The 6,498-nt window shown below is 36.5% G+C and carries 6 protein-coding genes; 4 read left to right on the top strand and 2 right to left on the bottom strand.

All coding sequences use genetic code 11. The features are described 5' to 3' along the window. Together Q0W04_RS10210 and uppP are read left to right on the top strand one after the other, a co-directional pair. On the top strand, positions 1-332 hold a 332-nt coding region (locus tag Q0W04_RS10210), incomplete at its 5' end, for an aminotransferase class IV (protein WP_298502919.1). Positions 333-344: 12 nt separating this feature from the next. After that, complete coding sequence (gene uppP, locus Q0W04_RS10215) at positions 345-1,178, top strand: undecaprenyl-diphosphatase UppP (protein WP_298502923.1); 834 nt, start codon at positions 345-347, stop codon at positions 1,176-1,178. A 29-nt stretch (positions 1,179-1,207) separates the two neighbouring features. On the opposite strand, the gene cobT is transcribed toward uppP, so the two are convergent. Then, positions 1,208-2,275 (bottom strand): nicotinate mononucleotide-dependent phosphoribosyltransferase CobT, encoded by a 1,068-nt coding sequence (cobT, locus tag Q0W04_RS10220; protein WP_298502927.1) that lies wholly within the window; start codon positions 2,273-2,275, stop codon positions 1,208-1,210. Then, complete coding sequence (locus Q0W04_RS10225; RefSeq protein ID WP_298502930.1) at positions 2,268-2,771, bottom strand: hypothetical protein; 504 nt, start codon at positions 2,769-2,771, stop codon at positions 2,268-2,270. The genes cobT and Q0W04_RS10225 overlap by 8 nt, the downstream gene beginning before the upstream one ends. 226 nt (positions 2,772-2,997) lie before the next feature. Here Q0W04_RS10225 and Q0W04_RS10230 point away from each other — a divergent pair, with 226 nt between their 5' ends. Both Q0W04_RS10230 and Q0W04_RS10235 read left to right on the top strand, forming a co-directional pair. Next, on the top strand, positions 2,998-4,098 hold the full coding sequence (locus Q0W04_RS10230; protein ID WP_298502933.1) for an RNA-guided endonuclease TnpB family protein: 1,101 nt from the start codon (positions 2,998-3,000) through the stop codon (positions 4,096-4,098). A 156-nt stretch (positions 4,099-4,254) separates the two neighbouring features. Next, positions 4,255-5,853, top strand: a complete 1,599-nt coding sequence (locus Q0W04_RS10235) for a bifunctional N(6)-L-threonylcarbamoyladenine synthase/serine/threonine protein kinase (RefSeq protein WP_298502935.1) — start codon at positions 4,255-4,257, stop codon at positions 5,851-5,853. Positions 5,854-6,498: the final 645 nt, after the last annotated feature.

The following is a 6,498-nucleotide window of genomic DNA, read 5'->3' on the forward strand; positions in this document are numbered from 1 at the left end:
AAAACATTTTCCTCGTTGAAGGTGAAAAACTGTTCACACCTGCAATGTCCTCATCCAACCTTAAAGGAATCACAAGAGACTCAATCATGACCATCGCACGTGATTTAGGTTATGAAGTGGTTGAAGAGGTAATCTCCAGAGAAAGACTATATGCAGCAAATGAAGTGTTCTTCACAGGAACTGCAGCGGAAGTAACTCCAATCCGTTCAATTGACCACAGACAAATCGGAATAGGTAGAAGAGGACCTATTTCAGAAAAAATACAAACTGCATTCTTTGACATTGTTGAAGCTAAAGTGGAAGACAAATACGGCTGGTTATCTTACATTTAAGCGGTGTAGCTTATGGATATAATTCAAGCAATTATTATTGGTATCGTTCAGGGACTGACTGAATTTTTACCGGTAAGCAGTTCAGCGCATTTGGTCTTTATCCAAAACATATTGGGTGTTGAAAGCTCACTTGCTTTCGATACTTTTCTTCATTTAGGGTCTTTACTTGCCGTACTGTGGTTTTTCAGGGGTGACATCATTAAGATGATTTTATCCTGGATTTCAAGCCTCAGGGATATTCTTCAGGGAAGGTTCCGTGAAGGATTTCAGGAAGACCCATATAAGAGACTTGCATGGTACGTTATTTTGGCAACCATTCCTGTAGGTCTTGTCGGACTGCTGTTTGAAGATGCTGTGGATTCACTGTTCGCAGGAGCCCTTTACGTTCCGGCATTCTTTTTGTTTGTAACCGGTACAATACTTTACCTCTCCCAAAGGATGGTCAGCGGGAATATCAACCTTAAAAACGTTTCCGCCAGGCAGTCATTGTTCATGGGATTGGGCCAGGCATGCGCTATCCTTCCTGGGCTTTCACGTTCAGGTACAACAATTGCAGCAGGTCTTGTAATAGGTCTTGATAAGGAATTTGCAGCAAAATTCAGTTTCATACTGTCAATTCCAGCAATCCTTGGAGCGTTCCTGCTTCAGGCAAAGGACATTGGCGGTGCAATGGATGCTAACTTTTTGCCGGTAATCTTAGGTTTTGTTGCAGCATTTATTGCAGGTTATGCAGCCATCAAATGGATGCTTGAATTGATTCAAAAAAGAAGTTTGGATATATTTGCCTTCTACTGTTGGATAGTCGGCATAGTCGTATTCATGGGTTCAATTGCCCACATATTCTAAAAAATAAGATTATAGAGATTATTAAATCTCTATTTACATACTTTTTCTATTCTTTTTCTAAGTTTTTCAGTGGAATTTCCTAAAACAAGTGCTGTATACATGGCTCCACCGGCTCCAGCACCCTCTTTAACAAAGCCTTTCAGGTAATTTTTCAACCCTTCATGTTCTGACTTTTCAAATTCGGGGTCAACCACATTAACGGCAATATTGTCATCAATCTGTTTTAAAATTCCGAACAGATCTGCAGTTTCATCACCGGCGACAAATACTGTAGTGGATAGGTTTATTCTTGAAAAATCAAAGTTAGGCTGTATTGACTTTACAATTGCACAAACTGCCGCCATCTGTGTTCCGCCAGCCAATATGATTGGAATATCTGAACCTATAATTAATCCTGACATTGCGGCCAGTGTCGGGTCTCCCACTGCACCAATAGCCTGAAGGGCATCAATATTATCTTTTTCAGGGTCAAGGCCCGCATTTTTTAGTCCTTCATCAACCACTTTTGTTTTCATGTCATGAGGATTGTGCGGCATGCTTCCGCTGACCTTTTCGTTGGCGTCATAGCCCAATGCTCTTAAGACGCCTAATGCGGTTGTTGTTCCGGCAGCTATGCTTTCGCCTATGATGAGCATTTCATGCCTTCTTGATAGTTCAGTTCCTAAATCCTTTGCATTTTCAAATATTTCTAAAGGATTCAGGACTCCTTTTCCGGTTCTTATGTCTCTTCCATATTCTTTTCCTAAATTAACATATTCAATGTCGGGTTTGATTTTGGAACCTGCATCAACAATAACGAATGGGATATTTGCAATTTGGAGTGCTGCTTTTGTAAGTCTTGCAGGGGTTGGGGCTGCAGCATCGCCCACTACGGTTTCGGCCGGAGCTTCACAGCATCTCACTTCTCCCAGAACCATAAATTCCGCATCGGAAGCTGGCGTATATTCGGTTAAATCAGCTGAAGGGCCGGCACCGGAAATTCCATCTATCAGGGAGGTTTCAGTTGTTCCTATTGTAAGTAAAAATACTGGATCGTCACATTCCTGTAATTTTTTTGTTAGTTCATCTGATCCATAAGTTTTAATTCCTTCAATCATTGTTTTCACCTTGCTTTTTCAACAAATCTATAATAATCTTGTTCTGATTGATGATTTTTTTATTTTGGAGCATGATTTTCTTTAACATTTCTATTTCAGGCAATTCATCATCTGTTTTAAATGTCTGTCCGTCTCTTGCTCTTGGCGGAATTCTAATCTGGTCTTTTGGAGGGAGCTTGTCTTCTTCTTGCGGCATTTTTGGAATGACTCCTCTAGATGCGCTGTCTTCTCGTGATACAAAGTCAACATACCTATGTGTTACTTTGTTTTTGCTTCTTTCATCCAATAATTCCATTAATCTATCGTCTACCGCATCAACACCTTTGATTTGTTCCTGTTCCACTTCATGAATCAATCTTTTTTGAATGTTGTAAGCATTATAAATTGGTATTCCTCTTGTATTGCATTCATTTTTGAACATATCATGGATGTTAATGTCTCCAGTTAATTGTTTTACCCTTTTTTGTTCCAGGGTATTTGCACTATAAAATCCCATGCTTTCACTTATGTATTTTAAATTTAAAAAATATTTTTATCTTAAATGTGAAAGAATACTCCGACATCTGTAGGTCGGAGATGAATTTCACAAAAAACGTATTATAAATAATTATATTTTTATAATAATTTTACTTTTCAAATGCTCTCTCACGATTATTTATTATATTAAATAGTGTTATAATTAGTATTATAAAAAATTTTTTAGTGATGGGGAGTATTTTTTTATGGTTTATAGGTCTTGTAGGCATCGTGTTTATCCTAATCAAAAACAAGAAAAGTTGTTTAAAGAATATTTGGGGCATTCACGTTTCATTCACAATAACATAATTGGTGAAATAGAATACAACAGACGTATAGCTAATATATTCCATGCTCGCACACCTTATGTTAACAATAGGTATATGGAATCTATATTTAACTATTTAAGAGAATGGTATCCTTTTATTAATGATTTGGATATTAATACTATGCAGGCATGCTATAAACCAGTACTCCATGCCTACGATAACTTTTTTAAACGAGGATTCGGACATCCTAAATTCAAAAAAAAGCACCAATCCTCACAATCAGTAAAAATCAACAACATAAACAACAGAATACGTGTAAAAAAGGGTAAATTATACTGGAAACCACTGGGATGGATCAACCTCAAAGGATATCGACCAGAAATAACCGGTAAAATAAAACACATACGAATACAATTAAAAAACAGCCAATGGTTCATAATAATCGTATACGACGCACCGCAACCGGAACCTTTTCCTAAAACAGGTAAAGAAGTTGGAATAGACTTAGGTGTTAAAACATTAGCCACACTTTCAGACCATAAAGCAAAAGCCACGCTAAAACTAAATGAAATAGAAGCTAAAATACAAAAAACACAAAAAGACCTAAAAAGAAAAGAACACGGCAGCGGAAACTATCAAGAAACCCTAAAAACCTTCCACAAACACATAAACAAAAGAAACAATATTAAAAGAGAATATTATCATAAAATAAGCAAAGACATAGTAATGGAATACGATGTAATCAAAATGGAAGATCTAAACCTAAAAGAAATGATACTAGACCATGACTACAGCAAAGGGCTACACAAAGCCAGCTTAGGAATGCTAAAAAACATGATAAAATACAAATGTGAATTATACGGCAAAAAATTCATCGAAGTGCCTAGATACTATGCATCCTCACAATACTGTCATGTCTGCGGCTACAAAAACACAGATTTAACCATAGAAGAACGTAACTGGCAATGCCCAAACTGCGGAGCAATACTAGACCGTGATTTGAACGCCGCCATAAACATTTTAAACTATGGAAAATAATAATATAATAATATATGAACTCTGAGACCCAGAGGGATAGCTCGGTAATCCTAAGACTCACAGAGAGACTTACAGCCCGAGAATCTCCGACCTCTACAGGTCGGAGAGGTTCAAATTATTTAAATAATATAATTACTATTAATTAAATTTTATTAGTTGATTATCTTGATAAGTTTAGGAATTGAAGGGACTGCGGAAAAAACCGGTGTAGGCATTGTTGACGGTGATGGAAATATATTGGCAATGGCTGGAAAACAGCTGTTTCCGGAAGAAGGAGGAATTCACCCAAGAATTGCCGCAGAACACCATGCCGAATGGATTCCTAAATTAATTCCCGAAGCTATCAGCGAAGCGGGAATTTCATATGATGACATTGATCTGATTTCTTTTTCACAGGGTCCGGGTCTCGGTCCGGCTTTAAGGATAGTTGCAACTTCAGCAAGAACTCTTGCTTTATCTTTAAATAAGCCAATCATAGGTGTCAATCACTGTATTGGTCATGTTGAAGTTGGAAAACTCGACACTGGAGCTGTTAATCCTGTTTCACTTTATGTAAGTGGGGGTAACAGCCAGGTTATTGCATATGAAAGCGGAAGATACAGAATTTTTGGTGAAACTTTAGACATTGCAATTGGAAACTGCCTTGATCATTTCGGCCGTGAAACCGGTCTGGGCCATCCCGGAGGACCTGTAGTTGAAAAACTTGCCAAACAAGGTTCATATATTGATTTGCCATACATAGTTAAAGGTATGGACTTTTCATTTTCAGGGCTCCTGTCAGCGGCCTTAAGGGAAGCGCAAAAAGGCACCCCTATGGAGGATATTTGCTTTTCACTTCAGGAAACCGCTTTTTCAATGCTGGTGGAAGTAACTGAAAGGGCTCTATCACATACCCAAAAGGATGAGGTGATGCTGTGCGGTGGCGTTTCAGCCAATTCAAGGTTAAGGGAAATGCTTAAGACAATGTCTGAAGAGCACGGCGCCAAATTCTACATGCCCGAAATGAAGCTGTGCGGAGACAATGGGGTCATGATTGCATGGCTTGGACTGTTAATGTGTAGGCAGTTCGGTCCGATGGATTTGGCTGACACTGGAATCATTCAGAAATTCAGAACCGATGAAGTTGACATTCCATGGATTGACAATTCCAAAAGCTATCTGAGTCTTCCGGATGAACTGATTGCAAAGGGTGCCGAATCAAATATTGTCCGTTCAAGTTATTTGGGAGAAAAAGCAGTTTTAAAAGACAGGATTTCCAAAAGTTACAGAATCTCTGAAATAGACAATAAAATCAGAAAATCAAGATGCAAGCTTGAAGCCAAGCTATTGAGTGATGCCAAACGTGCCGGAGTAGTTACTCCAGTGTTGTATGATGTTGATTTGGAAAATAAATCAATATTGATGGAAGAAATTGATGGAGTAATGGTTAAGGATGTCATAGATGATGATCTGGCCTTTAGAATAGGCAAAGATATTTCCAAACTTCATTCTGCAGATATAATTCACGGTGACATTACAACATCAAATATAATGCTTAGGGATGACCAGCTGGTTTTCATTGATTTTGGATTGGGCAGGCATTCTCCTTTGGATGAAGATAAGGCTGTTGATTTACTTGTTTTGAAAAAATCCCTACAAAGTATTGACTATAATTTGGCATTAAAGTACTTTGATTTGGTTTTAAAGGGTTATGGCGATGAAAAGATGTCTGAAAAAATTTCAGATATTGAATCACGTGGAAGATATACTCACTAATACTATTTCTATATGGCATCAATTTTACGAAGTGATGACAATTCTACTTTTTTAGTACAATTTTCTTATCTAAAAGTAATCATAAGTTTGTTAAAAAATCAAGAAAAGGTAAAATAAATATTTATAAAAAATTGTAATTTTTTCATAACCAATGATGTAACCAATTTTTTTGGTTACTTCTAGGATATTTTTTGGTTATTTTATTTTAATTTTTGCTTCGATTATTTTTGTATTTTTAATGTTTTTGTATTATTTCCTTATTCGCTTTGTTATTTATTTCAATAACAATTGGATTAATACAATTACTATACACTATTAAAGGAGGATGATACTTATCATCCTTCTGTTGAGGGTAAATATGTTTTTTTCATTTATATATCTTTCTAAAAATTAATATAGTGGTCTAAACTGAGGATAATGCAATAACCCTTAGATTAATAGTAATTGCGCTGATTCTAGTCTATAAAAATCCTCAAATTGAACATAAGAACCTATTTTTTTGCTAATAATCCTGCAAATAATATTAACTTAATCCTAAAATGATTCTCGTTACCAATACCTATAATAAAAATCATCATTATATTTAAAAGTATGATAACATTTATAACTGGTAACGAACATAAAGTAAAAGAAGCAGAGAATATT

This window comes from uncultured Methanobrevibacter sp., assembly GCF_947170395.1.
Taxonomy (GTDB): Archaea; Methanobacteriota; Methanobacteria; order Methanobacteriales; family Methanobacteriaceae; genus Methanocatella.

What these genes read in the sequence shown, in the direction of transcription:
- uppP (WP_298502923.1), top strand. Translation starts at nt 345, where the DNA reads ATGGATATAATTCAAGCAATTATTATTGGTATCGTTCAGGGACTGACT.
- Q0W04_RS10230 (WP_298502933.1), top strand. Translation starts at nt 2,998, where the DNA reads ATGGTTTATAGGTCTTGTAGGCATCGTGTTTATCCTAATCAAAAACAA.
- cobT (WP_298502927.1), bottom strand. Translation starts at nt 2,275, where the DNA reads ATGATTGAAGGAATTAAAACTTATGGATCAGATGAACTAACAAAAAAA.
- Q0W04_RS10225 (WP_298502930.1), bottom strand. Translation starts at nt 2,771, where the DNA reads ATGGGATTTTATAGTGCAAATACCCTGGAACAAAAAAGGGTAAAACAA.